Source organism: Aeromonas sp. R2-4, assembly GCF_040908365.1.
GTDB classification, from domain to species: Bacteria; Pseudomonadota; Gammaproteobacteria; order Enterobacterales; family Aeromonadaceae; genus Aeromonas; species Aeromonas veronii.
Genome location: NZ_JBFODO010000040.1, coordinates 63,994 through 90,444 on the forward strand (window position 1 = coordinate 63,994; position 26,451 = coordinate 90,444).

At 54.8% G+C, this 26,451-nt stretch carries 23 protein-coding genes; 8 read left to right on the plus strand and 15 right to left on the minus strand.

The window, feature by feature from the left end; genetic code table 11:
- Positions 1–7 precede the first annotated feature (7 nt).
- Positions 8–1,648, plus strand: coding sequence for an N-6 DNA methylase (locus AB5Z05_RS15805; RefSeq protein ID WP_368152153.1), 1,641 nt, complete (start codon positions 8–10; stop codon positions 1,646–1,648).
- A complete protein-coding gene (locus AB5Z05_RS15810) occupies positions 1,645–2,811 on the plus strand; it encodes a restriction endonuclease subunit S (protein WP_368152154.1) in 1,167 nt (388 codons plus the stop codon). The genes AB5Z05_RS15805 and AB5Z05_RS15810 overlap by 4 nt, the downstream gene beginning before the upstream one ends.
- A gap of 28 nt (positions 2,812–2,839) precedes the next feature.
- On the opposite strand, the gene AB5Z05_RS15815 is transcribed toward AB5Z05_RS15810, so the two are convergent.
- The gene (locus AB5Z05_RS15815; protein ID WP_368152155.1) at positions 2,840–4,042 is read right to left on the minus strand and encodes an ImmA/IrrE family metallo-endopeptidase; all 1,203 of its coding nucleotides are present in this window, start codon (positions 4,040–4,042) and stop codon (positions 2,840–2,842) included.
- 9 nt (positions 4,043–4,051) lie between these two features.
- Entirely contained in the window at positions 4,052–4,342 is a 291-nt protein-coding gene (locus AB5Z05_RS15820) for a type II toxin-antitoxin system HigB family toxin (RefSeq protein ID WP_368152157.1), read from the minus strand.
- A gap of 335 nt (positions 4,343–4,677) precedes the next feature.
- Between AB5Z05_RS15820 and AB5Z05_RS15825 the strand changes: the two genes are divergently transcribed.
- The 3 genes from AB5Z05_RS15825 to AB5Z05_RS15835 all read left to right on the plus strand — a co-directional run bounded on the left by AB5Z05_RS15825 (position 4,678) and on the right by AB5Z05_RS15835 (position 7,078).
- Positions 4,678–4,830 (plus strand): hypothetical protein, encoded by a 153-nt coding sequence (locus tag AB5Z05_RS15825; protein WP_265435483.1) that lies wholly within the window; start codon positions 4,678–4,680, stop codon positions 4,828–4,830.
- Between the two features lie 42 nt (positions 4,831–4,872).
- Entirely contained in the window at positions 4,873–6,417 is a 1,545-nt protein-coding gene (locus AB5Z05_RS15830; protein WP_368152159.1) for a hypothetical protein, read from the plus strand.
- A gap of 115 nt (positions 6,418–6,532) precedes the next feature.
- On the plus strand, positions 6,533–7,078 hold the full coding sequence (locus AB5Z05_RS15835) for a M949_RS01915 family surface polysaccharide biosynthesis protein (RefSeq protein WP_368152161.1): 546 nt from the start codon (positions 6,533–6,535) through the stop codon (positions 7,076–7,078).
- A gap of 951 nt (positions 7,079–8,029) precedes the next feature.
- On the opposite strand, the gene AB5Z05_RS15840 is transcribed toward AB5Z05_RS15835, so the two are convergent.
- The 4 genes from AB5Z05_RS15840 to AB5Z05_RS15855 form a co-directional block, all read right to left on the minus strand.
- Complete coding sequence (locus tag AB5Z05_RS15840; RefSeq protein WP_108612213.1) at positions 8,030–8,233, minus strand: hypothetical protein; 204 nt, start codon at positions 8,231–8,233, stop codon at positions 8,030–8,032.
- Between the two features lie 183 nt (positions 8,234–8,416).
- Positions 8,417–9,949 carry a tripartite tricarboxylate transporter permease gene (locus AB5Z05_RS15845; protein ID WP_368152162.1) on the minus strand — a complete coding sequence of 511 codons (1,533 nt, stop codon included), beginning with the start codon at positions 9,947–9,949 and terminating at the stop codon, positions 8,417–8,419.
- Between the two features lie 9 nt (positions 9,950–9,958).
- Positions 9,959–10,390, minus strand: a complete 432-nt coding sequence (locus AB5Z05_RS15850; protein WP_368152163.1) for a tripartite tricarboxylate transporter TctB family protein — start codon at positions 10,388–10,390, stop codon at positions 9,959–9,961.
- Between the two features lie 11 nt (positions 10,391–10,401).
- Positions 10,402–11,388: a tripartite tricarboxylate transporter substrate binding protein gene (locus AB5Z05_RS15855; RefSeq protein ID WP_005350924.1), complete on the minus strand. Its 987-nt coding sequence runs from the start codon at positions 11,386–11,388 to the stop codon at positions 10,402–10,404.
- A 222-nt stretch (positions 11,389–11,610) separates the two neighbouring features.
- On the opposite strand from AB5Z05_RS15855, the gene tctD reads away from it, so the two are divergent.
- Positions 11,611–12,285, plus strand: a complete 675-nt coding sequence (gene tctD / locus AB5Z05_RS15860) for a transcriptional regulator TctD (RefSeq protein ID WP_005350926.1) — start codon at positions 11,611–11,613, stop codon at positions 12,283–12,285.
- 49 nt (positions 12,286–12,334) lie between these two features.
- Entirely contained in the window at positions 12,335–13,684 is a 1,350-nt protein-coding gene (locus tag AB5Z05_RS15865) for a sensor histidine kinase (protein ID WP_368152171.1), read from the plus strand.
- 65 nt (positions 13,685–13,749) lie between these two features.
- Here the strand turns inward: AB5Z05_RS15865 and AB5Z05_RS15870 are convergent, their stop codons facing one another.
- The 6 genes from AB5Z05_RS15870 to AB5Z05_RS15895 all read right to left on the minus strand — a co-directional run bounded on the left by AB5Z05_RS15870 (position 13,750) and on the right by AB5Z05_RS15895 (position 20,443).
- Entirely contained in the window at positions 13,750–13,998 is a 249-nt protein-coding gene (locus AB5Z05_RS15870) for a GlsB/YeaQ/YmgE family stress response membrane protein (protein WP_005359720.1), read from the minus strand.
- Positions 13,999–14,246: 248 nt separating this feature from the next.
- On the minus strand, positions 14,247–14,423 hold the full coding sequence (locus tag AB5Z05_RS15875; RefSeq protein WP_005337420.1) for a DUF3606 domain-containing protein: 177 nt from the start codon (positions 14,421–14,423) through the stop codon (positions 14,247–14,249).
- Positions 14,424–14,680: 257 nt separating this feature from the next.
- Positions 14,681–18,115, minus strand: a complete 3,435-nt coding sequence (locus AB5Z05_RS15880; protein ID WP_368152165.1) for an ImpA family metalloprotease — start codon at positions 18,113–18,115, stop codon at positions 14,681–14,683.
- A 297-nt stretch (positions 18,116–18,412) separates the two neighbouring features.
- Positions 18,413–19,168 (minus strand): UDP-2,3-diacylglucosamine diphosphatase, encoded by a 756-nt coding sequence (gene lpxH / locus AB5Z05_RS15885; protein ID WP_335819504.1) that lies wholly within the window; start codon positions 19,166–19,168, stop codon positions 18,413–18,415.
- Positions 19,165–19,956: a DUF4269 domain-containing protein gene (locus AB5Z05_RS15890; RefSeq protein WP_368152166.1), complete on the minus strand. Its 792-nt coding sequence runs from the start codon at positions 19,954–19,956 to the stop codon at positions 19,165–19,167. Before AB5Z05_RS15890 ends, lpxH begins: the two co-directional genes overlap by 4 nt.
- Positions 19,946–20,443, minus strand: a complete 498-nt coding sequence (locus AB5Z05_RS15895) for a peptidylprolyl isomerase (RefSeq protein WP_005337417.1) — start codon at positions 20,441–20,443, stop codon at positions 19,946–19,948. The genes AB5Z05_RS15890 and AB5Z05_RS15895 overlap by 11 nt, the downstream gene beginning before the upstream one ends.
- Positions 20,444–20,655: 212 nt before the next feature.
- On the opposite strand from AB5Z05_RS15895, the gene cysS reads away from it, so the two are divergent.
- On the plus strand, positions 20,656–22,032 hold the full coding sequence (gene cysS / locus AB5Z05_RS15900; RefSeq protein ID WP_323929874.1) for a cysteine--tRNA ligase: 1,377 nt from the start codon (positions 20,656–20,658) through the stop codon (positions 22,030–22,032).
- Positions 22,033–22,213: 181 nt separating this feature from the next.
- Here the strand turns inward: cysS and AB5Z05_RS15905 are convergent, their stop codons facing one another.
- From AB5Z05_RS15905 to AB5Z05_RS15915, 3 genes are all read right to left on the minus strand, one after another.
- Entirely contained in the window at positions 22,214–23,986 is a 1,773-nt protein-coding gene (locus AB5Z05_RS15905) for an ATP-binding protein (RefSeq protein ID WP_368152167.1), read from the minus strand.
- Positions 23,983–25,191 (minus strand): SIR2 family protein, encoded by a 1,209-nt coding sequence (locus AB5Z05_RS15910; protein WP_368152168.1) that lies wholly within the window; start codon positions 25,189–25,191, stop codon positions 23,983–23,985. Before AB5Z05_RS15910 ends, AB5Z05_RS15905 begins: the two co-directional genes overlap by 4 nt.
- Positions 25,192–25,365: 174 nt before the next feature.
- Complete coding sequence (locus AB5Z05_RS15915) at positions 25,366–26,406, minus strand: IS481-like element ISAs19 family transposase (protein WP_368152173.1); 1,041 nt, start codon at positions 26,404–26,406, stop codon at positions 25,366–25,368.
- Positions 26,407–26,451 lie beyond the last annotated feature (45 nt).

Genomic DNA, 26,451 nt, shown 5'->3' on the forward strand with positions numbered 1-26,451 from the left:
AACAATCATGATCACCGGCGAACTGAAAAGTAATATCGACAAGTTGTGGGAAGCCTTCTGGGTCGGCGGCATCACCAACCCGCTGACCGTGATCGAGCAGATCACCTTCCTGATGTACTCCCGCATGCTCGACATGCAGGAGAGCAAGGACGAGCAGCGGGAGGTGCTGGCGGGCATTCCTTTCAAACACCGCTTTGCCGAGTTCGAGCAGGACTATCGCTTCTCCCGCTACGCCAATCTGGGGGCGGACGAGATGCTGGAGACGGTGCGTGACGGCGTCTTCGATCACTTCCGCAGCCTCAACCACGAGGGCTCCATCCTCAGCCACTTTATGAAGAATGCCCGGCTGGAGATCGTCAAACCGAGCCTGCTGGTCAGCGCGGTGGAGATGATCAAATCCCTCCCCATCGATCAGGGCGATACCAAGGGCGATCTCTACGAATACCTGCTCTCCAAGCTCACCACCGCCGGGATCAACGGCCAGTTCCGTACCCCGCGCCACCTCATTCGCGCCATGGTCGAGATGATGGAACCCAACCCCGCCCGCCATGAACGCATCTGCGATCCTGCCTGCGGCACGGCGGGTTTCCTCTCCAACAGCTACGAATACATCGTCGAGCGCTACACCAGTGCCGACAACGTCCACAGCCAGCTGGTGGCCAACGAACGCGGCGAGCTGGAAGAACAACAAGTCTTCGCCGGCGATCTGCTCGCCGACTATCGCCACCACGTCGATACCGACATGTTCCACGGCTACGACTTCGACGCCACCATGCTGCGTATCGCTGCCATGAACCTCATCATGCACGGAGTCGAACAACCCGACATCCACTATCAGGACACCCTCAGCCAGGGCTTTCGCGATCACTTCCCGGACGCCAGCAACGAAGGCTTTCACCTGATCCTCGCCAACCCGCCCTTTACCGGCACCCTGGACGAGGAGGACATCGACCCCAAGCTGCTCGGCAAGGTCAAGACCAAGAAGACCGAGCTGCTGTTTATCGCCCGCATCCTGCAAATGCTCAAAATCGGCGGGCGCAGCGCCACCGTCGTGCCGCAGGGGGTACTGTTCGGCTCATCCAGGGCCCATGTGCAACTGCGCGAGCTGCTGGTGGAGCACAACCAGTTGGAGGCGGTGATCAACCTCCCCTCCGGCGTGTTCAAGCCCTACGCCGGGGTCGCCACCGCAATCCTCATCTTCACCAAGGGCGGCGCCACCAGCAATGTCTGGTTCTATGACCTGCAAAACGACGGCTACAGCCTCGATGACAAGCGGAGCCCAATAAGCCAGAACGATCTGCCCCATCTGGTCTCAAGCTGGCAGCACTACCGCAAGCAGGCTCATATGCCGGTCGGCAACTTTATCGGCAACCAGCTCAGCCGCCAGCTCGCCGAGCAGTTCCCCAATAACGAGCATCTGAAAGACGAGGCGGGTGTTGAGCGGGATTATCAGGATCGCACCCAGAAAGCCTTTATCGTGCCCAAGGCCGAGATAGCCGCCCAAAAATACGATCTCTCCATCAACCGCTATAAAGAGGTTGTCTATCAGGAGGAGAGCTATGAAAACCCCAAGGTCATTTTGGGGAAATTAAAGGCATTGGAAGCGGAAATTCTGGCCGATCTGGCAGAGCTGGAGAAAATGTTATGATGTTGCGAGCCTGCGATTTCGATAAGTCATGGCCAATCGTTTCTTTAGATAAAGCTGTAGATTTTCTTGATAACTTAAGGAAACCAATAAAAGCATCGGAGCGAACTGAAGGCGACTTCATTTATTACGGTGCAAATGGACCACAGGGAACCATTGATGATTACATCTTTGACGAGCCATTAATTTTGCTTGCTGAAGATGGAGGTCATTTTGGAAATCCGAATAGAGACATTGCTTATATCGCAAATGGGAAATATTGGGTTAACAACCATGCTCACGTTCTAAAGCCAAAAGATGGGGTTGATATTAACTTCCTGTATAGAGTATTACAACGATACGATGTAACCCCATATATAAAGGGTGCAACCAGAGCGAAATTAACCAAAGGGGACGCATCCAAGATACTTATTCCTGTTCCTTCACCTGAAGTGCAGAAACGCATTGCCGCGATTCTGGATAAGGCCGACGCCATCCGCCAGAAGCGCCAGCAAGCCATCGCCCTCGCCGATGATTTCCTGCGCAGCGTCTTCCTCGATATGTTCGGCGATCCCGTCACCAACCCGCTTGGTTGGAAAACAGGCTCCTTAATAGATTTTGGTGATTTTAAAAATGGACTGAACTATACCAGTAGTGAAGTTGGTGAAGAGGTGTTCTGTATCGGTGTTGGTGATTTTAAATCCCTAGACCGAATAGAGGGTGTGAGTTCACTATCTAAAATAAATCTATCCTCCTTACCTAAGAACGATTATTTTGTTGATGAGGGCGATATTCTCTTCGTTCGCTCTAATGGAAATAAAGAGCTTGTTGGCCGGAATGTTATTGTTTATCCAGAAGGCAGCAAGGTGACATTTAGTGGATTTTGCATTAGATATCGAATCAATGATAAAGATTCATTAAGTAATTTATACTTAAGTCATTGTTTGAAAATACCATCAATGAGAAAACTATTACTTAGCGGTGGTCAAGGTGCTAATATTCAGAATATTAGCCAAAAAACCTTGTCTGAGTTGATAATTCCTATTCCATCAATAGATATGCAAAATACATACAATGAGATTGTAAATGGACATCAACGGCTCATAAAAAAAAGCAACTATGATTTTTTGAAAAGTTATGAGCTTTTTAATTCTATATCTAAAAAAGCCTTCTCCGGCCAATTATAAAAAATCAGGGAGGTCATTAACCTCCCTATTAAGCCATGCCTAATACCGCTTTCACTTTATCCCTGAATTGGCGACTAAACAGGGTGTGGTCGCCAGTTTCATGCCGTATCCGCCCGGCGACGATGCAGGGTGAAATCGACAGCGTTTTCGCCAGGGCGGTAACGGCGGCCGGAGTCGTTAAGGTCACCGCAGACCAGTTGCTCGCCGGGATCAGGCTCTCTTGGGCCAGCGCATCGGCCTGCTGTTCAATCTCATCACCGCCCTCTGCATCCAGATCATCCAGATACCAGGTCTGATTGCCGTCCATATGCAATGCGATATGCGCCAGTTCATGGAGCAGGGTGAACCAGAAGTTATCCAGCCTGTCATAGCGCAGGGTTAACGCCACTACGGGGGCGCCGTTATGCCCTATGCAAACCGCGCCATCCAGATAGGTTTTGGCCAGATGGGGTTCAAACACCAGATGAATACCCGCCCGGTTCAGGTACTCCTTGGCGAGGTGTGGTCCCTGTTCTGACCACGAAAGCTGCGCCAGTTGGCGCATCCAATCCGCGGTTACCGTTCCAGGCTGATAGGGAGTAGTAAGTGGTTCAGCTTGAGCTTTACGCAACACCTGAGCTTGCCACGCCCACACGGCATAGCTGTCAGTCTGCTTATCGTTCGAACGCAGATGTGCCGTGGTGCGGAGCATGGCCGGTTTCAGTGTAAAGCCGTTAATAGGGGCCATAAAACGGTTGATATGCTCGGCCGCATACTCTTTAAGCTCGGCCAAAGAGCCCGTGAAATCAGGGAAGTACCCTCGTTGGCGCATCTGTGTCAGCGGAAATGCCAGCCAGTCGATCTCCATATCGCTCACCTGCTGCTGAACTGGCTCCCGGATCAACACGTCGGCAGGAATACCCAGCTCTTGGCTCAGTTGCCGGATCATATTCAGGCTCAGTGGCCGTTTGCGATTGAGCACTTCAGAGACCTTGGAGGGAGCGCCGATATAGGGCACCAGATCCTTATTCTTTAGACCCATCTGCTCCATGCGAAAACAGATGGCATCAATGGGATCTGGCGGGTCGATCGGGTAGTGTTCGGCCTCAAACTGTTCGATAAGCAGCGCCAGCACTTCCAGTTCATCCGCTTCAAGAGATCCCTCCTGCGGATTGGCATCCATCAAAGCCATCAGTCGAGCCAAAGCCTGCTCGTGCTCATGTTCAGATTTAATCACTTTGACAGTGTACATAGCGTCACCTTAGAAAGACTGCTTGTCATATTCGGCATGGGTTCCAACCCACTCGATCACCACTAGCCCGTTCTGATAACGAACCTTGACCACCAGGCGGTAGCTGTTCCCTTTGATATTGAAAATCACCCGATTATCCGCAAGAAAACTTGCCGATGCGTATCGCTGCTTGATGTCTTGAGGGGTTTGCCAGAGGCAGCTTTTGCTGGAAACTTCGCTAAACCAGGCATCCAGAGAGGGTTTGGCGTCCGCATGTTTGGTGCTGAATTTTTCCAGCTTATCTCGTCCTAAGACCTGCATAGCCGCTCCAAGTTCCCAATATGGGAATATTAGATGCGTTACACAAAAAAGGGAATCTAATTTTCCAACCCTCAGATCGAGCCTTCGGTAGTGATGATGAGAGCCACACTCAAGGGCAAGAGCGTAGGTGCGCCTAGCGAAGCGTTACCGGACGCACTACAAGCTGCGGCCAGCTTGCCTTGTGATACTGGTGTCGACTCTTTTAAAACGGTATGAAATCAACCTTATGGCCAGATAGATTGGCCGAAAATCTTCGTCGCCAATTCTCCGAAAGACAGAGTATCGAGCCCTAGATAGACTCAAGGCTCCACTGAAACAAGCAGGAGCATCTTATTATGTCAAAGTCTGGAAAAGGCGTTCAAAATCAACACAATGCCAACCATCACGCCAATCAGCTTAACCCCAACAAAGGTAGCAATGGCACCAATCAGGCCAATGCCAAGGTACATGGCCATCGCGGTAAACAACTGAACCCCAACCAGAAATAAAAGGAGCGCCTGGCAAGCCAGGCGCTTATCAGGAGATTCAATATGACGGCCGGTTTTCCAACCCTGGGTGAAGTTGTCAAGTATTCCTTCAGGGCTACAGGGATCATTCCAAGCAAGTATGAACATGCCCACTCATTAAGTGATAAAGAGAAAAAGAAATATCAGAAAGCGTTGGAAAGGCTTGCAGCAGAAGAGGGGAATATCAATAAGAGCTTTCAAGAGCTGGGCGATGTATTTATTAAAATCCTCTCTGCCAGCATAAAAAATCGCAAGGTATTGCAGGTTATTTCAGATGTTATCGGAGACCTTGTTCTGGTTTATGGTAATGTTATTACCGATGATGGCACCTATCAGGACACAAAAGGAAGCCTGCGCTGGATATTGTCTTCATATTTTATTCCCAGATTGGTAGTCTCCCTTCACAAACATCCGGCACGCATCAATCTTGCCAGTGAGGCTCTTATTTCCCCTACAGAGCCATACTGGTTTTTGCCTACGATTGACGATAACTCGGTCACTTGGCCGCTAGGCAAGGCGATGACATGGGTATATCAGCTAAGTGGCGTGAATCAGAGCCAGTTTCACTATCCCTCCGAGGGGGCTAAGAGTAATGATCACTTGAAGGCTAATCAACTGGATAGTGCCCAGAACTGGCTCACCGGCAAACATATTCCCAGCTGGGAGGCATTGCAGCGCAATTTCATGCAAGCGCTGGAAGCTTATCCTCATCTGGCTGAGCAGAAAGAGAGCATATTGTTGACCCTGTTTGTGGCAAGGGTCGCCACCATCATTAGTCAGGACATTGATGAGCTCTATGGCCGCGACTATCTGAATGAGTTGCTGGCACAATTCAAGCGTCATACCGACTGGCTAAAAGGTCCAATGGAGACGCTTTCTCGTTTTTTTGACGAGATGGCACATCACCCCCAAATCCCGTCTGAAATGCTGGACAGTATCCATGCTGACTACACAGAGCGTTTCTGGCGTGAAAGAGCCGATATCATGGTTGATGCCGCCAATCACATTCAGTCCATTGTTATGGAAGCCCCCCATAACTTGTCCGCTGAACAACAGGCGTGGTTTTTGAGCCACTATGGTGAAGATGTAGTGGGGCCTGTCTTCGATTTTTTTGATAGGCAACAAGAGCAAAGAAAACATATCCCGGAAGGATTCATCGAGTGCCTTGCCGAATTTCTTGAGCTTAAAAAAACCAACTGCGAGCCATCCGAGGTGGACAGGTTTATCGCAAAGCTAGAGAGCTACCAGTTATCATCTGTCTGTGCCTGGATGGTGCCTTGGTTGCGAGCCGAGACCCTTTTTCATGCTAACGATTGGCCTGGCATTTATCGGGAACTGTCGATCGCATTTGATGCAGCGAAATATGCAGCAGGCCAAAATCAGCGCCCTCTGCTCAATCACTATCTGGAGGCATGTGCCAAAAATAATAAATGGCGTGAATTTAAAAAGGGGGTCGCCTGGGCTCAATATCTGGGTATCAAGGTGCGCTTTCTGGGGCAGGATGAACCTAGCGATGACAATATGCGTTATGTGTTCGACATGATGCAGCGAGCTTATATTGCCTGGTAAGGTCTAACTGGTTGCCAATTAGGCTCACTTGACCTCTAATGGCGGGCATCGTCGATGAGGCGACCTTTGTGCAGTCCAAGACAGTGAACAACGAGAAATACAGAGGTTAGTGGCCATGAAATGGATAGTCCTTGCTGGGTTGCTTGGCGCAGCACCGGCTTATAGCAGCGAACAGCTATACAAGGCATTGTGGCTTGATACCCAGGGCAAGCATGAGGTCACTCTGTCGGTCGATGAGATCCCGGCTACGGAGGAAGACAGTCGCTCTCTGGCTATTACCGGTTTGGGCACCCTGAACGGTGAGCAGGAGTGGGGCCTGTATGACAGTGTCACGAACTGCAACCTCGATATGTTCATCAATATCAACCCTGCCGGATTTGAGGTCGTCGAGCTCACCGGCAAGGGGGATTATTATCTGCTGCTCTCTTATTCAATGGCCTGTCGCGGAGGGCTCGATCCCGGTGATGTGAAATATTTTGCTTACAGAAATGGCAAAAAGTTTGCTCTGCGTGGTGTTGAACATTTTGTCGCTGATGGCAAACCCATTTACCCAGAGGAAAAGCCTGAGCCTGTTGCTGGAGAAAATCTTAAAAAGCACCCAGAACTCTACCGTTACATGATGAAGAAATGGCCTCATCTTTCCACCGTTGTGATCAAGTAAGAGGCATCATCAATACTCAGCCCCCATAACAGCTTTAGAACAAGGCTGATAAGTTGTGGCACCGGATCGCCCGACGCCAGATACATCTCTATTTTTAAGGTCAGCCACGAGCAGGCTTGGTGGGAAAATCCCTAATGTTTTCAACCAAAGTCAGTTATGCTTCCTGCCGCCATCTGGTGGACCCTGTTCATGCGGCGCCATTCCCTGGCCATTAGCTGTGTTCATCAGGTGGCTCCCTGCAAGTGATCGTGTCGACTACCCCCTGACACAAACCTGTAAATCCAAAAACGGTTATTCGGTATCTACTGTGACTGCTTTGCGTTGCAGCTTCTGGATGAACCTGTTTACTCGGTTGCCCCCTCTGAGCATCTGCGCAATTCTCATTGAGATGCGCACTACAAACTGCGCAAATTGCGCACTTATTTGCGCATTGGAACTGCGCATAATCGAAATACAAAGGACTGCGCAATTCTCATCAATCCCTTATGTGGCAAGCCTTTGGAGGGAAATCTAGGGCGCGGGAGAATGCGCAATTGCGCAGAAGTGCGCAAAACGAAATACAACGGTGCGAAAAACAACTCGGTGGGTGTGAAGCTAGGAAAGTGGGGACAATAGGGAGCTGCTTGCCAGCTGTTTTTGGTGACGCTGGTGACCTGACCCGATATTTCGCAGGGTTAGCTCGGTACGCCGGTGTTGGTCGATAGGGAGCTGACCGGCTCGACACTTTACTTTCCCTCCAACAAGACAATTTCCTCGAGATAGAGCTGGGGTTTAATCTTGAAATATCCCCTCATGCTCCAGAGGTACAGATGCCACCGCCACTGTGGTGGGGGTACTTTTGGGGGTATAAGCAACATTCACATTATAAATTTATATTTAAAATCATGTAGATAGGTTAATGTTTCGAGAGAGGCCTCGGCACCATTAAAATCAAAGAGTTACGAAAGGCCACTAGAAATAGTGGCCTTTTTCTTTTTCCTCCGAATCCACATTTGATCCAAACAGGTGTTGTCCGGTAGAGCCTCCGGCGTTTAATTGCCAGTTCAAGCTCACTATCAGGCTTGCCACCCCCTGACTCGGTGGGGAATACAGATCGAGAACAAGGGATACAGCGGCCAGTCTGAATATTTCCTTGTCACGTAGCGGCTTGCTCATAAGACCTGCTGAATGACGTCAGTTTTAGACTCTTGAGGTGTCAGAGAACGCGGGGCGATTAGCGTTGATATATTGGGTGTTTTTATACCGTTAGTGACAGATGGATGCGGTCTGTAAAAAGGGCGAGATCGTTCAGATTTCGCCCTTTTGTATCAATAAACCCGTCATCTCTGTCTTATCAGGTCAGGCTCCCTGCTCCGGGCGGGCGTCCGGGATCAGCGGATCGGCTTTGCGGCGGCGCAGCAGGCGTACCAGCGGGGGTAGGGTGATTACTACGATGGCCAGTACCAGCAGGGTCTGGCTGATGCCGCTGCTCCACAGGATGGCGGTGTCGCCATTGCTGATGGAGAGGGCGCGGCGCAGGTTCTGCTCCAGCATTTCACCCAGCACGAAGCCCAGAATGAGCGGTGACATGGGGAAGTGCATCTTGCGCAGCAGGTAGCCAAAGACCCCGAGGGCCACCATCAGCAACAGGTCGAAGGTGGTGCTGTGCACCGCATAGACTCCCACCGCCGAGACGCTGGCGATGGCGGGCACCAAAAACCAGAGCGGGATGGAGAGCATGCGGGTAAAGAGCCCCACCATGGGGATGTTCATCACCAGCAGCATGACGTTGGCCAGCAAGAGGGCGGCGATCAGTCCCCACACCACATCAGGCTGTTCGGTGAACATGGTGGGGCCCGGGGTGATGTTATAGAGGGTCAGCGCCCCCATCATCACTGCTGTGGTACCCGACCCCGGCACCCCTAGGGTCAGCATGGGGATAAAGGAGCCACAGGCCGACGCGTTGTTGGCCGCCTCCGGCGCGGCCACACCGCGAATGTCCCCTTCGCCGAATTTGGCATTGGGCCCCGCCAGTCGCTTCTCGCTCATATAGGTGATGGCGCTGGCAATGGTGGCACCGGCGCCGGGCAGAATGCCGACGAAGAAGCCGATGGTGGAGGAGCGCAACATGGTGCCGGTGCAATGGACCAGCTCCTTGAAGTTGAACAGCATCCGTCCGGTGGTGCGCACCAGCTTGCCGCCGCCACTGGTGTGCTCCAGCATCAGCAGGATTTCGCTCACCGAGAAGAGGCCGATCACCACCACGATAAACTGCACCCCATCCGAGAGGTGAACGCTGTCGAAGGTGAAGCGATAGACGCCGGTGTTGGCATCTACCCCGACGGTGGCGAGCCCCAGTCCGATCAGCGCCGCCATAAAGGACTTGAGCGGGTTCTGGCTCATCATGCTGCCGAGGCAGGCGATGGCGAACACCATCAGGGCGAAATACTCCGCCGGGCCGAAGGCCAGTGACCAGCGCGCCAGCGCCGGAGCGAACAGGATGATCCCGCCGATGGCGAGCATGGAGCCGACAAAGGAGCTGACCGCCGAGATGGAGAGGGCAACTCCCGCCTTGCCCTGCTGGGCCATGGGGTAGCCATCCAGCGCGGTCATGATGGCGGCGGCATCCCCCGGCACGTTGAGCAGGATCGAGGAGATCCGCCCGCCATACTCGCAACCGATATAGACGGTGGCGAGCAGAATAAGCGCCGATTCGGGGGGCAGTTTCAGGGCAAAAGCCAGCGGCAACAGGATGGCGACCCCGTTGATGGGGCCAAGGCCCGGCAGCAGGCCGACCACGGTGCCGACAAAGCAGCCGATCAGGGCGATCACCAGATTTTCCGGGGTGAGTGCCACCGCAAAGCCCTGGGAGAGGTACATCCAGGTATCCATATTGACTCCTTAAGAGAACCAGACGCCGAGGGGCAGGGTGACATCCAGCAGCCGGTCAAAGGCGAGATAGAGCACCAGACCGCTGACAACGCCGGAGAGCAGGGCGGCTTTGGCAGAGGCGCCAAACAGGCGCCCCAGCACAAAGGTGAGCAGGGTGGTGGCCAGCGGAAAGCCCAGCCACTCGAAGCTGGCACCGTACCCGGCCAGCGCCACCACCATGATGGCGAGGTGGCGCAGGGTACGCAGCGGCGGCCAGCTGACGGTGTCCGGCTGGCGGCGCAGCAGCAACAGGGCGCAGAGCGCCATCAGGCCAATGATGCCGAGCGGGAAGGGGCGTGGCCCCAGCGGCTCATAGCTGTATTCGCTCTGGATCTGCCAGGCGATGGCGGCGCCTGCCAGACAGAGCAGCAGCCAGATGGCGGCGAAGATGCGATCGCTCATGGCTGCGGCTCCTATTTGGCCAGACCGAAGGCTTTGGCCTGTTCGCGATATTGCGCCACCTGCTCCTTGACGTAGCTGTCGAGCGCCTCGCCGGTGAGGTCAAACTCGAACAGGCCGCGCAGATCCCGCTGCGCTTTGAAGGTGTCGGTCTTCACCAACTGATCGAAGGTCTGCTTCCACCACTGGTATTCGCTGTCGCTTACCTTGGGGCCGACATAGAAGCCGCGGATCACCGGCCACACCAGGTCATAACCCTGCTCCTTGGCTGTGGGGATGGTGGCCAGCTTGCCGGGCAGCCGCTCGGCAGAGAACACCGCCAGCACCCGCAGCTTGTCGCCGCCGATATAGGGCACCATCTCGCTCAAATCGCCGGAGACCGCCTGCACATGGTTGCCAAGCAGCGCGGTGACCGGCTCGCCACCCCCTTCAAAGGCGACGTAGCGCATCTTGTGGGGGTCAACCCCGGCCTGTTTGGCCAGCAGCGCCGTCTTCATCCAGTCCTGACTGCCGATGGAGGCGCCTGCCCCGATCACCACGCTATTGGGATCGCGTTCCATGGCGCTCACCAGCTCCTTGAGGTTCTGATAGGGGGCATCGTGGCGCACCGCGATCATGCCGTAATCGGTGCCCACCGCCGCCAGCCAGCGCACATCATCCACCCCGTAACGGCCAAATTTCCCCTGTGAGAGGTTGAGCAGGGAGCCACCGGAGAAGGCGACCACGGTCCCCGCCTCGGCGGGGCGCTGGGCCACGATGGCGTTGTAGGCCACGGCGCCGACCCCGCCCGGCATGTAGGTGACCCGCATCGGCTTGTCGATGGTGCCGGTCTCCTGCAGGCTCACCTGCAGCAGCTTGCAGGTGAGATCGAAACCACCGCCCGGTTTGGCCGGTGCGATACATTCGGTACGGCTCGGGGTCGTGGCACTTTCGGCCGCCTGCAGTGGCAGGGCGCCGAGCAGGGTCAGCAGGGCGAGGGCATGACGTGTGCGTTGCTTCATGGTTGTGTGCTCCATCTTGTCGTTGTTTTTCCTGGGTGTGACTCCGTCGATAGACGAAGTGATGCGAAATTGTTAAAACAACAACCTTTCATTCACCTTTCAATCGCTGACCAAGAGCCGGGAGTGTGACCCTGATCGCACCTTCTCCCGCAATAGCAGTGACGAAGGGATGCAGTTGAAGCAGTGCGGCTGAATGCCGTGGTTAGGAACAAGGGGAGAGGGATGCGCTTGCTGTTGGCGGAAGATAATCACGAACTGGCCCACTGGCTGTCGCGGGCACTCACCAGCGCCGGTTTCGCGGTGGATTGGGTGGCTGACGGGGCTCAGGCTGACCACCTGCTGCGCCACGAACAGTACGCGCTGGCGGTGCTCGATATCGAGATGCCCAAGCTCGACGGGCTGGCGGTACTCGGCCGATTGCGCAGTCGGGGGCAGGGAGTGCCGGTGCTGCTGCTCACCGCCCGCGGCGCGGTGGAGGAGCGGATCTGCGGTCTCAATGCCGGAGCCGATGACTATCTGGCCAAGCCGTTCGATCTGGGGGAGCTGGATGCCCGGTTGCGAGCCCTGCTGCGGCGCAGCGAAAGCGGTGGTGCCGAGCTGCGGCTGGGGCGCCTGACCCTGCATCCCGATGGCTATTTTCTGCTGGCCGATGCCCGCCTTGCCCTGACTCCGCGCGAACTGGCGCTGCTGACAGCGCTGATGTACCGCCACGGGCGGCCCGTCGCCAAGGGGCAGCTGTTCGAGCAGGTGTTCAACCTCGATGACGAGGTGGGGCTCGACAGCATCGATCTCTATATCCACCGGCTGCGCAAAAAACTGGTGGGCAGCGGGGTGGTGATCACCACACTGCGCGGGCTGGGCTATCTGCTGGAAGCGGCGCCGGAGGCCTCCCATTAGCCGCTCCCTGCTCCATCAACTGCTGCTGTTTCTGGGCGGCCCACTGCTGATCCTTTGGGCTGCCTCGGCCTGGTACAGCTACTACGGCGCGTTGGCGGCGGCTACCTCGGCCTATGATCGCACCCTGCTCGCCTCGGCCCGCACCGTCGCCGAGCGGCTGACGGCAGCCGAGGGCAGCCTCAGGGTGGATGTGCCCTATGTGGTGCTCGACAGCTTCGAGCGCAACATGCGCGATCGCCTCTTCTATCAGGTGCGCGGCATCGACGATAGGGTCATCTCCGGCTTTGACGATCTGCCTCCCATGCCGGACGGCACGCCGCTGACCGACCGCTATCCGGCGCTCGCCTACTTCTACGACGGGCTCTATCAGGAGGCGCCAATCCGCGCCGTGATGCTGCTGCAACCGGTGGGTGAGGGGGGCATCAACGGCATGGCCCGCATCACTGTGGCGGAAACCCTGCTCGGCCGCCAGCAGTTGGCGGAGCAGTTGCTCTGGTCGGCCCTGCTGACCCAGGGGGCGCTGGTGGTGCTCACCCTGCTGCTCGCTTATCTGTTGCTCAAACGGCTGCTCACTCCGATGCGCCGTTTGTCGCGGGAGATCTTGCGCCGCGATGCCGCCAATCTTGCACCCTTGCCTGACCTGCTCCCCTGGCAGGAGACCCGGCCGTTGGTGCAGGCGTTCAACCGCCAGCTGGCTCGATTGCGCCAGCTGGTGGCCCGGCAGGAGCGCTTTAGCGCCGATGCCGCCCATCAGCTGCGCACGCCGCTCACCATTTTGAAAACCCAGGTGGAGGTGGCGTGCGGCAGTGGCGATCCGGCCCTGATGAGCGAAAGCCTCGATGCCATGGCCGTGCGGCTCGATCACACCATCGCCCTGACCGAGCGGCTCCTGCTGCTGGCCAGACTCAAATCAGACGAGTGCTCCGGGCTGCGCCAGCGGGAGCCCATGGAGTTGACGGCGCTGGTGCAGCAGGCCTGTTTGTCACGGCTGGCGCAGGCCCGCAGCAAGGGGATCGATCTCGGTTACGAGGGGGAGGAGTCCGCCATCATGGTGGCGGGGGAGCCGCTGCTGCTCGGGGAGCTGTGCGCCAACCTGCTCGACAACGCCATCAAATACACCCCACCCCACGGCACCGTGACGGCGCGGGTGGTGCGAAGCAACGGGCAGATCTGGCTGGAGGTGGAGGATAGTGGCCCCGGCATCGCCCCCGAGCTGGCGGAGCGAGTCTGGCAGCCGTTCCAGCGCCTCGAGCAGGGCAGCGAACAGCCGGGAGCGGGGCTGGGTCTGGCGCTGGTGCGCGATATCGCCCACTACCACCACGGCGAAGTGGTGTTGCTGCCGGCGAACCAGCTGGGGGGCTTGCTGGTGAGGCTGATCTTGCCGCTGGCAACATCGTGAGGGCGATAAAAAAGAGAGGGCACCTCGCGGTGCCCTGTTTATCTACACATAGATGGCGTTGGGGGTCAGCTGCGGATCTTGTTGAAGACAAACAGGACGATAAGGGCGCCCACGGTCGCCAGCGCGATGCTCGGGATATTGAAACCGGTCACTGAGCCCAGCCCCAGCAGGGTACCCACATAGCCGCCAACCATGGCACCGACAATCCCCAGCAGGGCGGTCATGAAGAAACCACCGCCATCGCGGCCCGGCATGATCCACTTCGCCAGAATACCCACCAACAGTCCCAATACGATCCAGGTGATAAAGCCCATGGATTAATCCTCTCTGTGTGTTTGAGCCCGCATTATAGGCAGGGATGCCGGGATGCGAAGGGCCAGACGGTGCTGGCTGGTCACAAGCTGTCGGACGGCGGCCAGTGCAGGTCGGGCTGTACAGTCCGCTTATGAGCGGCTGAATGGCGGTATGTGCGCCGCCAAACAGGGGCGGGGACGGGCCCACGTAAAGGCCAAGATGAGAAAAGCCCCGCGAGCGGGGCCGGGTTTGTGACGGGGTTGCACCCTCACTTCTTGAGGTATTTTCTGATCGCCTTGCCTGAGGTGCCGACTGCCTTGACCGCCCGTTTCAGCTGGACTTCGGTGCACTCGAACATTTTGATCCACTGCTTCATCTCATAGGGATCGTTGACATTGATCTTCTTGGCATCGAACGGGTGAGCGACCGCATTGCTGTCAGGCATATAAACCTCAACTTGTTGAAATAGCTGGCGAGAAAGACATTTCTGCCTGAGCGCCATCATCCTCTCAATTGGCAAGGAGCAAGGTGACGGAGTTCACACAACCCGGGGCCTGAAGGAGGAGTGCAGGTTTGCTTTGCTGATCTGTGAGCGATCACCACTTATTCCACCCTCTTCACATCATCAACAACGGAGCCAGAGGCCGGATAAACAATAAGCGCCCTGTCGGGCGCTTGTTGTGGTTATCGCGATGATCCTATTCAGGGTGTTGGGCAGGCGCTTGGCGAGCCGCTGTTGCGGGGCCAGAGGGTGGATCCGTCGCTTTCGGAGAGCGGCAGGAATGTGACGCCTTCGCTCATGTTGGCTGGGGGCATGTCATCCTCCAGCACATACATCCCCATCGGCAGGCTGCCATAACGCTGGTTGGCCTGCACCTGAGCGACCGCGAGGCTGGAGTAACGCAGGCCAAGCAGATCGAACTGATTGCGCCAGTCCCAGCCGGTGAGCCGACTGAGTGCAACCAGCATAAAGTCATTGCCCGGTATGTCGCGCACCCGTTTGCCGCCATAGACCGCATGCCCCGAGTAGGGGAACAGGCTAAAGCCGAGCCTATCCTTGTTGGCATTCCACTGCGCTTCACTGTCGGCTGCCGCGCCGAAGATCCGTGAATGCTGATAGAGCAGGGTGAAGATAGTGAAGCCATCGTTCAGCCGGGTGCCATCAGTCAGGAGCATACGGTGGGCGCGTAATGCCATCTGGATATAAAACGCCATGCGATAGCCGTTGTGGACGGCGTAGGCATTGCTCTTCCAGGGGGCTTCGTAGCGACTCTCGCCGGTATCGAGCACCTGGCAGTTGGCCCCGAGCACGACGCGGTTGCCACTCCTGTCCCTTACCTGCGCCGCATCAGACATGAACACATAGAAGAGATCCTTGTGATTCATGTGCCCATCCTTGATGGGTGCCGTGTTGCCATCCCTCAGATAATGGGCGCGCCACTTCACCACATAAGGGAAGATGTTGTTGGAGTTTTCCCCCGCCCGGCTGCCGTAGCCACTCCAGTTATTGGCATCATCTGCCGCAGCGTACTGCACGTTCAACCGGTTGGTCTGCAGGTTGTGGCCCAGCTCGTGATTGTCGAGCCAGCCGGTCGGGCTGATGCTGCCGGAAGAGTCCCACGGGTTGCCACTGCAACCACTGCCGCAATGGGCATTCTGGTCATAGTTGGCATGCTGGATGATGGTGCGGGTATGAATCGACTCATCGAGACAACCCTCCCCCAGCAGTGCCACGCAGGCGTTTTTAACATCTGCCGGCAGCGACTCATCGAGCCCCTTGCCCTGAATTTTCAGGCCCGCCAGGGTGTAGACACCATTGATGTGATCCCGGGCGATGCTGTCGAGCAGGGCATTGGTGTCGGGGATGACGCCACCCACCGCCTTGGTGAAGCGATCCCGGCGCAGATGCTGTTCGGCGCCATCGGCCCGCAGATCGATATGGGGCAGCTCGGTTTGTTCCAGCCGCTCGTTGAACTCGCGTATCTGCTGCTCATCACTGAAATCCATGATGGCCGGATGACGGGTGACGCCCGTGGCGCTTACCTGGACGGCCAGCGATGCTGCCCCCCCTTCCAGATAGAGATAGATAGGGCCGCCATAAGGAGAGGTGAAGGTGACACTGCCCCCCTTGGCCAAGATCAGCCGCCCGGTGGTCAGCTCCAGCGGTGCTCGATAGATCTTCTGCTCATAGGCGCGATTGGTGTTGGGCCTGTGGTAGTTGAGTCGGACGGTAGCGGATACATCGGCGTTATCGGTGCGTCTCAGGGTGATGGTCTGTCCCGGCAGGGCATACCAGCCGGTGGTGGTCCACTGCCCGCTGTAGGGAACCGCAATGCGCCGACTGTCGGTGAGCGTCGCGGGATAGGCGTAGTGGGCTGCTTGTCCCTTCACCACCTTGTTGCGATCGGTGACGTACTCCCCCAGATCGGGCTGGGCCGGGGTACGGGTGCGGGCATAGCTCACCAGCCAGTCGGCAAACATCGCCTGCTGCCAGGATTGATGTTCATCCCAGGCAATCGGGTAGTCGATGGCGGCCCTGTATTTGTCGGCCAGCAGCAGGGTAGCGGGCAACAGTGTCACGCCGTCACGAGCAAAGGGACTGATCCCGGCCTTGTCGAGGGTGATGGCCGCATTTCTCAGCCAGTCGGCACCCAGCTTGAACTGCTGGTTGAAGCTCTCCGAGCCACCGCAATTGATAAAGTTGCCGCCGCAGCTATCGAGCCACTGGGTTGTGAAGTTGCGATCCTGAAGGTTGCCAAGCAGGGTATCGACCGCCATCAGCTGGGCGTCGGGTGCCATGATGGTGTTCACTGCCAGATCGCTGGCTCTGAGTTTTGACCAGTAGTTGCCCCAGGTGACCAGCCCCATATCGAGATAGAGGGGGCTTAGCAGCGGGCTGGCATCGCGCCGATAGTTGGAGAGCAGCAGCGGGATCCCGGCCGCTTTGGCCTTGGCGATCCCCTGTGCGATCCCCTGATACCCCAGCCCCTGGCGGTCGATATCGCTGATCACGATAAGCTCCGGCGCCATGGTGTCGATACAGTCGCTCAGCGCCTGATAATCGCAGGTATTGGCCGGGTTGATGTTGTGCTTGTCGGGATAGATCGCCTTGAGCCAGTCACGCACGCCTTCGTTATGGGGAAAATAGACGCTATCGGCGCGACTAGGCATCTGGGTGGTGAGGATGCGCAGGCCATCGCTATCCTTGCCCCGGGTCAGCCAGCCAATCAGCCCCTTGAGCAGCGCCTCGCTCTGCGCTGTGCGGTCAACGGAAAACAGGTTCGCCCCCATGGCGGCCTGACGGTAATCGGCTTGCTCGGAGACCATCACCAGACCCCGGATCTCGCTCTCCCCCTTGCCATTGATGTTGGAGGGGAGCAGGGTCACCGTGCTCTCCGGCTGGAAGCTGGAAAAGGTGATGGAGTCGTGGCTCGGGTTCCAGCTGATCTGTGCCATTCCCTGATAGAGGCTGCGAACCAGTTCGGTGCGGTGCGCCTCACTGTCGGCAATCGTCGCACGGGCATGGGCGATCAGGGATTGCTCGCTGGCAAGGGTATGATCTTCCCGGGCAATCGCATTGGCGGCATCGCTGATAAAGCGGGCCGAGATCTGACAATCGGCGCGCATGGGTGCTGTGGTGTAGGTATTACCCGTCAGGGTGCCCTCACATCCTGCGATCTGTGTCAGTACGAAGCCACTCTCGGGCTGCACGGTGAAACGGCCCTGTTCACCGGCGTTCAGACGCAGAGCGTCGGGGCTGAGTGCGCCCCCCTGAGAAGCTTGGGTGGTGGCGTTGAAATAGACGGCGGCACTCTCCTGCGTGAAGCTGGCCGAGATCTGGCAATCGCTGCTCATGGGGCCAGTGGTATAGGTGAGGCCGTCCAGGGTGCCATCACATCCGCTTATCTCGGTCAGGAGGTAACCGCTGTCAGCCTGTACCGAGAAGCGCCCCTGCTCTCCCGCCGCCAACCGCAGGCTGGTGGGGTTCAACTGTCCGCCCGCGCTGCTCTGGCTGGATGCCTCGAAATAGTTGGGGGTGACAGGGGGGCGGATAGGGGTCTCTTCCTGTTCGCCATCACCGCCGCCACAGCCTGTGATCAACAGCGCCAGTAAGGGGGTGAGAACCGTCTTTTTCATTGTTTGATACGTTCCTTGTGTTACGACGGGTAGGGGAGTCGGTAGTCTAATGAGCTGCCTTGCTTATTTCAACGCTGATTGAATGGTCATTTTGCTTTATTTTCAGCATCTTGGATGTTTTTTTGGCCGGCTTTTGCCGTATCTGGTGTTGCTGGCGCAGCAGAACCGATAGGGATGGGGCGAGCACCCCATCAGCACAGGCCATACCAGCCTGAGCTCACCGTAATGAGTCGCTTCACCGGGTTAACAGGGGATGCTGGGCCGCAGGTTTTGCCTGCAACCCGCACAGGGGGGATGTCAGACGGATGGCTGAGCGGCGGGGTCGATCGTTGCCAGCGCCCGCATTTCCAGCCGCTGCTTGCCGGGGCGGCAGATCAGCACCGAGCCTTGCTCGAACCAGTCTCCCAGCACAATGCGGCGGGCGGGCTGGCCATCGAGGGTGAAGTCGTGGATGGCGGGTCTGTGGGTGTGGCCATGGATCATCATCCGGCAGTCGTGGGCGCGCAGGGTGTCGTCCACCGCCGCGGGCGTTACATCCATGATGATCTGGCTCTTGTGGGCATTTTCCATCTGGCTTTGGCCGCGCATCTTGCAGGCGATGGCCTGACGGCGGGCGAGCGGCAGCCGCAAAAAGAGCCAGCGCAGCCATTTGAGCTGGGTGATGCGGCGAAACTTCTGATACCCCTCATCCAGGGTGCAGAGCAGATCGCCGTGGCTGAGCAGCACCCGCTCCCCATAGAGGTCGATAACGCAAGGGTCACCCAGCAGGGTCATCCCCGCGCGCTTGGCAAACTGCTGGCCCAGCAGAAAGTCGCGGTTGCCGTGGATAAAGTAAATAGGCACGTTCTGCTGGCTCAGGGCCAGAAAGGCGTCGGCCATCTGTTGATGGAGCGGATTGGGGTCATCGTCGCCAATCCAGAATTCGAAGAGATCCCCCAGCACATAGAGGGCATCGGCGCCGGGGGCGTCGTGCTCGAGAAAGCGCACCAGTGCCGCGGTCATATCGGGCCGCTGGGCAGAGAGGTGAATGTCACTGATAAAGAGGGTGCTCATGATGTGGGGGTCGGGCTCTCGGTCGAAACAGGGCAAACAGGGGTGGCAGAGGTAGTAGAAACAACAGGGGATGAATAGTGCGCTGCGGGCGCCATCGCGCCAGTTGAGGTATGGATATCGTCACGGGATGGCGGCTGCCATGACAGCTCGGCCAGATTGCGCCCCTCCAGCGTCAGCAGGGCGGCGTAAGGATCGCCCGCCAGCCCCAGCAACCGGCACATGGCCGCTTCCCCTTTCAATCCATTTTCAAGGCGCAGGTGCAGCACTTCGCGGTAGAAGGCCTCACCAAACCGCTCGAGCAACGCGGCCATCAGGGCGAGGTGGCGCCAGCCATTCAACGTCTCGATAGGGGCGGGGGTGACATAGAGCTCCAGCGGCCAGCTGGCTTCGCTTTGGTCGCTATCGGCACAGTGCTGGTCGAGACAGGAAAAGGTGCGCTCCAGCAGCCAGACATTGTCGCCCTTGTCGCTCGCCTGCCAGCCTTGCTCTGCAAAAGTAGCGGCAAACTCGGCGGGATCTGGATGCTGGCAGAGGATATCGAGATCGCTGCCGGGCCGATCGAGGCCGATGGCGAGCGTGCTCACCAGCGCCAGATCGGCGCACTGCGCGGCCAGCTCATCCCACACACCGGCGGTGAGCAGGGCATGGGCCGATCGCTGGCGCAGGTTGCCGTGGGCCAGATAGTCGAGGCGGCGCCAGTTCGGACTGGCAGTGGAGGAGGCAGATGGAAAAACTGCGGCCGGGGCCGCAGTTTTGTCAGTGCCGAGTCGGCAGAGATCAGTCAGCAAGGGTCACCTTGGTGATCACCACGTCTTCTACCGGCACGTCCTGGTGGATGCGGCCGTAGTTACCGGTCTTGACGCCCTTGATCTTGTTGACCACGTCCATACCGGCAGTCACTTCACCGAATACGCAGTAGCCAAAGCCCTGGGTGGTAGCGGATTTGAAGTCGAGGAAGTCGTTGTTGTTCACGTTGATGAAGAACTGGGCGCTGGCAGAGTGCGGCTCCATGGTGCGGGCCATGGCGATGGTGCCAATCTTGTTGGACAGACCATTGGCCGCTTCGTTCTTGATGGGAGCGCGGGTGTCTTTCTCTTCAAAGCCCGGGGCATAGCCGCCGCCCTGGATCATGAAGCCGTCGATGACGCGGTGGAAAATGGTGTTGTCGTAGTGACCGTCACGGCAGTATTGCAGGAAGTTGGCCACGGTTTCCGGGGCTTTTTCAGCGTTCAGGGTGAGGGTGATGTCGCCGTGATTGGTGTGCAGAGTGACCATGATATGTCCTTTCATTTGATGCGGGCGACGAAGTGCCCGCAGGTGTATGGCATAAAGTGGTGGCAATTCTAGCCCATCAGGGGCTGGCGGCATAGTCTCTCAGGCGCCGTAACCGTGCTGGCAGGCGGGATTGGCCCGCTTTTCTGCCTCGTTTTCTGCACCTGAACGGGGTATTATGACCAACCATTTTACTCACAGGCAGTGGTTAGAAGATGCTGAAGATATACAACACACTCACTCGTCAAAAAGAAGAATTCAAACCTATCCACCCGGGCAAGGTGGGCATGTATGTGTGTGGTGTCACCATCTACGATCACTGTCATATCGGCCACGGCCGCACCTTCGTCGCCTTTGATGTGGTCGCTCGCTACCTGCGTTACGCCGGTTATGACCTCACCTACGTGCGCAACATCACCGACGTGGATGACAAGATCATCAAGCGTGCCGCCGAGACCCAAGTGACCTGCGACGAGCTGACCGAGCGTCTGATTGGCGACATGCACGCCGACTTCGACGCCCTCGGCATGGTGCGCCCGGATATCGAACCGCGCGCCACCCAGCACATCGAAGAGATCATCGAGCTGGTGCAATCCCTGCTGGAAAAAGAGCACGCCTACGTGGCGGATAACGGCGATGTGATGTTTATCGTCGAATCCTACGCCGACTACGGCAAGCTCTCCGGTCAGGATCTTGAGCAGCTGCAAGCCGGTGCCCGCGTTGACGTGGTTGATGCCAAGCGCAACCCGCTCGACTTCGTGCTGTGGAAGATGTCCAAGCCGGGCGAGCCGACCTGGGAAAGCCCCTGGGGCCCGGGCCGTCCTGGCTGGCACATCGAGTGCTCCGCCATGAACTCCAAGCACCTTGGCAACCACTTCGACATCCACGGCGGCGGCTCCGATCTGCAGTTCCCGCACCACGAGAACGAGATCGCCCAGTCCTGCTGCGCCCACGGTGGCGACTACGTCAACACCTGGATGCACAGCGGCATGGTGATGGTGGATAAAGAGAAGATGTCCAAATCCCTTGGCAACTTCTTCACCATCCGCGATGTGCTGGCTCACTACGACGCCGAAACCGTCCGTTACTTCCTGATGTCTGGCCACTACCGCAGCCAGCTCAACTACTCGGAAGATAACCTCAAGCAAGCCCGCGCCGCGCTGGAGCGCATGTACACCGCCCTGCGCGATCTGCCAGTAGCCGCTGCTGCCGGTGGCGACGAGCAGGTGGCTCGCTTCAAGGACGCGATGGACGACGACTTCAACACCCCAGAAGCCTACTCCGCCCTGTTCGATCTGGTGCGCGAGATCAACCGCCAGAAGGGTGAAGACATGGCCGTTGCCGCCGCGCTGGGCGCCCGTCTGCGCGAGCTGGGCGCCGTGCTCGGTATCCTGCAGCAAGACCCCGAGGCTTTCCTCAAGGGTGATGAGGCGGACGAAGAGGTTGCCGAAATCGAGCGCCTGATCGCCGAGCGCAATCAGGCCCGTGCCGACAAGAACTGGGCCGCGGCGGATGCCGCCCGCAACCGTCTCACCGAGATGGGTATCGTGCTGGAAGACAGCGCCGGCAAGACCAGCTGGCGCCGTGCCTAAGGCCGGTTGGCCTTGTTGGCGTTTGGTGCCAACAGGTTGAGCCAATAAAGAAACCGCAGCCCTAGGGCTGCGGTTTTTTATTTGTGGTCTGTAATATACTGGGTACTTTTCTTCATATTGAATAGTTGCAAGGGATGGTCACGGCCCTAATTTTTGAAAGATTATTGAAAGATCTAAATATCTATCTCCAAAGAGCTGAAATATCAATATCATCGCTGTCGGGTTTACATCCTTCGGCCATCTCGTAGAACTGAACAACCATTGGAATATCGAAGGATGTCCCAGTTATGACAGCACATCCTTTTGCTAGATTAGGGATCATCTGCCTTGATAAGTCATCGAGCGAGCTTATAGTGTTTTCAAGTAACTTGAGATCTCGATCATTAACTAATCTGTGGATAAATAAGTTATGTAATTGAGACATTATTGTAGGAGATATATCGGCTGGCCTCTGACTTGATAAGGTTAGGAAGAAGCCAAATTTCCGACCTTCTTTTATTATTTCCTCAAACAGTTCTAGTCGGTAGTCCTTCCAGCTTTCACTTTCCCTATTTGATTGTATGGAAAGAATATTGTGAGCTTCATCAATAATCATGTGAAAGGTGTGTTTAGGAGGGCTTTGGTTTATAACTTTTTGTTTATGCATGCCGTAGTAATATTTGGCAATTAATAGAGGCAATACCTTCTTGATTTCTTGATTTGTTTTTCGGAGAGATATTACTGACAATAGTTTATTTGACGGTAACTCATCACCAACATCAAACACTCGTTCAAGGGATGCCAGTGATGCCTCAACTCTTTTCAAGAGAGGCTGAATATGATCAAATTGTACGTAGCCACTGATGAGGTCAGAAAGTAATTGGGTGTTGATTCTTAATCTCAGCTCTCCAAATGATGATAATTTATTGATGTTAATTATATCGATTTTTTGTTTGCAACGATGATTGTAAGTAGCATCATTATCTCCACCATTGAGATACTCTTGAGTGTTAGGGAAATAGAGTTTTTCATAAACCCCATGCCATCCCATTTGCGTTATTACTTGCTCTAACTCTTGAGCGTTAGTGATCTTTGCTATTTCTGATATTATATCTACGAACTCTTTCTTCGGCGCTGTGCTCGTCAAGGCTCTATGTAGAGTTGATTTAACGTAGATGGTCAAGCTATTAGCATTTTCTTTAAATTTATTTCGGCTAAAAACAATCCTCTTTAGGAATGGTTTTTGAGTGTTCTCGGTTGCTTTAAATAATATTCCAAATAACTCCTCATCCCAAAATACATCCTCCATTAATGGAAATTTCTTACCATTATTGTTGCTAGTATCTAGTAGGTATACTTCTTTGAATTGGTTGTCTGGAATTAATTGGTTCCGTGTGTACTCTCCATTAAAGTCGATAACAACAAAATGGCTACTATTATTTAGCCTACCTAGCTTGTTATTAAATAACGTAGTGTATAAGTTAGTTAGTGTGTTTGATTTTCCACTACCAGTGTTTCCAAACACCCCAATATGGGTGTTGAATAGCTTAGCCCAAGGAAGTGATATCGGAACTTCTTCCGTGAGAGTTTCGCCGACGATAAAATTATCATCTGGTTTACCAAAGAGTGATTTAACTTGATTGTCACTCATTAAGTAAGCAATATCTCGGATCATTGGTAAATGCTTGATCCCTTCATGAAAAATTTCGAAATGAAAATACCCGATAGGCACTAACTCAACTTTACGAATGTAACAATTGTTTGCATCATCCCTTACTCTTTCATCCAGATACTCACCTTTAACTCTGGCAACAATATCTCTAAATCCTCGACGAATTAATATAAACTCTTGGATTGATACACCATTAAACTTCTCGCCGTTGTAGAAAAGGGTTTCTTTATTGGATTCTTCGTAAAGTGCTATGATGATATTCGTGCCTCTCACAGAAATAACTTCACCTATAGCGATACTCATAGTTCACCACCCAATACTGCTTCAGCTTCGCTGGGGAGGGTAACTTCGTCCTTCTCATGTTCTTCTTTTTTTGGGAATAGAGTGAAAATCGAACTATTAAACTTTCTGAAATCTAGTAAACCATTCTCAGAATAAATAAATTTTACATTCTGGTAACCATTGAATTTATCTATCATCCACCTTAATTCGAACTCATTAAAGCATGAAATGAACACTGTCAGTGATGGATTAGACAAAGAACGTTGCACCAAGGTTAGGATATGTTCATCTGCAAAAGAGAAACCAAATGTAACAAGAACTGTATTTTCTCTCTCTAATTCATAGCTTAAATGTCGTAGAATCTGATAATAGGCTTCTTCAAAAACAGTTTGATGGAATTTCCACTTTGTTGGATTGACAATAGGCATTTCATTGTATTTTTTCCAAAAGTCATCGATCTTTAAAAGTTTTAAATTTTCAGAATCATAAAATCTGTCTATATCAGTATTTGTTTTGTCCGCATCATACAAAATAGTTTTAAATCTCTCGATTATTTTTTCTTCATTTTCATCAAATGTAATGCTGTAATTACTTGTACCATAATTGAGTTCAATTTCACCATCTCTATACCCCTTTTCCCAATGAATGGAGCCATGAGCATGTAGAATATTTATTTGGGGGATGGTTTGATCATATCGTCCAAAGGCACCTTTATTGATGACTCTGTTATTGAAATTTTTTGTGTGAAAGATCCGCTTTTGGAATCCACTGCTTCCATCATTAACATAAAATGGAGATACACGTTGAGTTAGTAACTCTTCGCAGGCAGTCTCAATGCAATTATCATAATTTGTAGTAAATATATTTGCTTTTTTTGCAGAATCTTTTTGCCTATCTAAAACATGAACTAAGGTATTAATGAAGTTTTTGTATTCGCTAATAACTGCTTCTTTTACAGGAACTCTAGGTGGAGCTGGTACTCCTTTAGGCCATGCATATGGCAGTCCGGGTTTTATACATTCCCGGTAGTACAGCATGAATAATAAACATTGCATGTCGGGGTTATTTTCAAATATCTTTGCTAATATTTCAAATGTATACTTTTTACCGCTTTCATCTTTAATTTCTAGTGCTAAGGTCGGTAAAAAACCATGTGATGCTCCAGCACCAATCAAAAAATTTAAATTTTGTTCATATATGTCTTTAAGATTAAATTGGTCAGGCATTTGAAAGTCCACATAAAATGACAAGGGCCGTAGGTTCGATTAGCGAAGCGTAATCGGACGTTCGAGAAATAAGTCCCGTAGGGTGCAATGAACGAAGTGAATTGCACCGCTATTCGACGTAGGTTTGTACAGATCTAGTTATCACCTGACACCGGCCTCAAACCGGTGTCTTGTTTACGCTACTTTAGTGCTCACTTCCTTCGGTATCAATTTCAGACCCTTCTTGAACATGCTGTAGGGGGTCTGACCCTCCATCATCCTGCCTTGATGTGGCCGCTGGGTGTTGTAGTGCTCCAGGTAGCTATCCAGGTCTGTCTGCATCTGCTCTACCGACTCATACCAGGTCGTTCTCCCCTTGATACGGAAGTGTTCATCCAGCAGTGTGCGATGCAGCCGCTCGATAAAGCCGTTGCTCTGCGGCCTGCGCATCTTGGTGGTTCGGTGCTCAATCCCCTCCAGTTGCAGGAACAGCTCGTAGGGATGGTGGTCAGGGCGCCCACAGAACTCGCGCCCGTTATCCGACAGGATGGTATAGACCCGTGCCTCGTGGGTTTCAAAGAATGGCAGCACCGTTTCGTTAAGCACATGGACCGAGGTGATGGGCAGTTTGCTGGTGTAGAGCCGCCCCCAGGCGTGGCGGCTATAGCAGTCCAGCACGGTTTGCAGATACACCTTACCGACCCCCTTGAGCGCGCCGACGAAGAAGGTGTCGACCGCCACCAGTTCTCCGGTGTAGTGAACCTCAATCTGGCGTTCGCGAAACTCGGGGCTGAAGCGCTCTAACAGGCGAATCTGCTCGTCATTGAGCTCAATGGTCTGCTCCCGGTGCGTTTTCTCGAGGCGCAACAAGCGGTCGTGTTTGGAGAGCAAGTCGTGACGTTGCCACACGCCACGCACGCCGCCGGCACTGACATTGATGCCTTGCAGAGCCAGTTCTTGGGCGACCCGCAGCGGGCCATGAGTTGGTCTGGTGAGGGAGTAATCGAGTATGGCCTGTTCAATCTCGGGAGCGACCCGATTGGGATGAGCCCCTTTACAGCCGGGCAATTTGTCGAGCAATCCCTCGGCGCCATAGGTCTGGTAATTACGGCGAATTTCGTAGAACTGCTGACGGCTGTAGCCGATGAGCTTGCAGGCTTTGCTGACATTATTGAGCTCTTTGGCAAGCTCTAGCAGGCTGAGTTTGCGACGTGCTACTTTCTCGTTGGTGGTCATACGGTGACTCCAGATAACACGGTAGGGGTACCGTTTTGTTATCCG

Bases quoted from the DNA above. Each gene is read 5' to 3' on its own strand.
- AB5Z05_RS15850 (WP_368152163.1), bottom strand. From the start codon at position 10,390: ATGAGCGATCGCATCTTCGCCGCCATCTGGCTGCTGCTCTGTCTGGCA.
- AB5Z05_RS15840 (WP_108612213.1), bottom strand. From the start codon at position 8,233: ATGAGCAAGCCGCTACGTGACAAGGAAATATTCAGACTGGCCGCTGTA.
- cysS (WP_323929874.1), top strand. From the start codon at position 20,656: ATGCTGAAGATATACAACACACTCACTCGTCAAAAAGAAGAATTCAAA.
- AB5Z05_RS15825 (WP_265435483.1), top strand. From the start codon at position 4,678: ATGTCAAAGTCTGGAAAAGGCGTTCAAAATCAACACAATGCCAACCAT.
- AB5Z05_RS15915 (WP_368152173.1), bottom strand. From the start codon at position 26,406: ATGACCACCAACGAGAAAGTAGCACGTCGCAAACTCAGCCTGCTAGAG.
- AB5Z05_RS15875 (WP_005337420.1), bottom strand. From the start codon at position 14,423: ATGCCTGACAGCAATGCGGTCGCTCACCCGTTCGATGCCAAGAAGATC.
- AB5Z05_RS15810 (WP_368152154.1), top strand. From the start codon at position 1,645: ATGATGTTGCGAGCCTGCGATTTCGATAAGTCATGGCCAATCGTTTCT.
- tctD (WP_005350926.1), top strand. From the start codon at position 11,611: ATGCGCTTGCTGTTGGCGGAAGATAATCACGAACTGGCCCACTGGCTG.
- AB5Z05_RS15820 (WP_368152157.1), bottom strand. From the start codon at position 4,342: ATGCAGGTCTTAGGACGAGATAAGCTGGAAAAATTCAGCACCAAACAT.
- AB5Z05_RS15805 (WP_368152153.1), top strand. From the start codon at position 8: ATGATCACCGGCGAACTGAAAAGTAATATCGACAAGTTGTGGGAAGCC.
- AB5Z05_RS15845 (WP_368152162.1), bottom strand. From the start codon at position 9,949: ATGGATACCTGGATGTACCTCTCCCAGGGCTTTGCGGTGGCACTCACC.
- AB5Z05_RS15905 (WP_368152167.1), bottom strand. From the start codon at position 23,986: ATGAGTATCGCTATAGGTGAAGTTATTTCTGTGAGAGGCACGAATATC.
- AB5Z05_RS15830 (WP_368152159.1), top strand. From the start codon at position 4,873: ATGACGGCCGGTTTTCCAACCCTGGGTGAAGTTGTCAAGTATTCCTTC.
- AB5Z05_RS15870 (WP_005359720.1), bottom strand. From the start codon at position 13,998: ATGGGCTTTATCACCTGGATCGTATTGGGACTGTTGGTGGGTATTCTG.
- AB5Z05_RS15815 (WP_368152155.1), bottom strand. From the start codon at position 4,042: ATGTACACTGTCAAAGTGATTAAATCTGAACATGAGCACGAGCAGGCT.
- AB5Z05_RS15880 (WP_368152165.1), bottom strand. From the start codon at position 18,115: ATGAAAAAGACGGTTCTCACCCCCTTACTGGCGCTGTTGATCACAGGC.
- lpxH (WP_335819504.1), bottom strand. From the start codon at position 19,168: ATGAGCACCCTCTTTATCAGTGACATTCACCTCTCTGCCCAGCGGCCC.
- AB5Z05_RS15895 (WP_005337417.1), bottom strand. From the start codon at position 20,443: ATGGTCACTCTGCACACCAATCACGGCGACATCACCCTCACCCTGAAC.
- AB5Z05_RS15855 (WP_005350924.1), bottom strand. From the start codon at position 11,388: ATGAAGCAACGCACACGTCATGCCCTCGCCCTGCTGACCCTGCTCGGC.
- AB5Z05_RS15910 (WP_368152168.1), bottom strand. From the start codon at position 25,191: ATGCCTGACCAATTTAATCTTAAAGACATATATGAACAAAATTTAAAT.
- AB5Z05_RS15835 (WP_368152161.1), top strand. From the start codon at position 6,533: ATGAAATGGATAGTCCTTGCTGGGTTGCTTGGCGCAGCACCGGCTTAT.